The following is a 757-nucleotide window of genomic DNA, read 5'->3' on the forward strand; positions in this document are numbered from 1 at the left end:
TACCACCTAAAATGGTGTCCGGGATGATTAGACCACTACAGAGTGCTTGCTTGGGAACATATATTTGAGTCGGGCGCTGAGCCGGTATATCTATATTTAGTTGCTCTTTAAATTGATCTACATCAAGTAAAGTTTCTGCTAATAGTCTACATGTCAGCAATAGAGTAATTAGATAATCGCAATAGGAATTTATATCGCCCGGTCTCTATGGATGTAATTTATCATAGGGGAAAAACGGGGGGCTTATGATTATATATGGGAAGTATGGCGGTGCTGCATTGCGAGCAGTACACCTAATGGTGCAGAACAATTATGACCATGTCAGTGCCTGGGATATGGCGATGTTCGAAGCATTCGGAGAAGACTTAGGCGTTAAAAAGTTCAAAAACAACCCTAAGGTTACATTTCTGACCCTATGCAGTTTGAGTGCGATTAGCTGTGTCATGCCAATCTATTATGATGCAGCCGCAAAGACTAAGATGTATGTCACCACTGCCCTTGATATCCTTTCCTCTAAAGACAAAGCTACACCGATTAATCCTGATGATTTATGGCAAGAGGTTATCAGTGCTTGTGATGCTGCAGCCACACTGAAGCACAACAATCAGATGGATGTCGTTCTGACACTATGGTATGCAAATGTACTGAATACCCATTGGGCGAGTGATGAGCTGGAGCTTAGGGCTGACTTTCTGTAATCGTCATTTCGAAGAGTGTACAGATCTAGTTATCACCTGACACCGGCCTCAAACCGGTG

The 757-nt window shown here is 42.9% G+C and carries 1 protein-coding gene; it reads left to right on the plus strand.

All coding sequences use genetic code 11. The features are described from left to right. The first annotated feature begins 245 nt into the window (after window positions 1–245). Entirely contained in the window at window positions 246–698 is a 453-nt protein-coding gene (locus tag L972_RS16235; RefSeq protein ID WP_047439556.1) for a DUF6979 family protein, read from the plus strand. Window positions 699–757 lie beyond the last annotated feature (59 nt).

The sequence above is a fragment of the Aeromonas sp. ZOR0001 genome, from assembly GCF_000801015.1.
GTDB classification, from domain to species: Bacteria; Pseudomonadota; Gammaproteobacteria; order Enterobacterales; family Aeromonadaceae; genus Aeromonas; species Aeromonas veronii.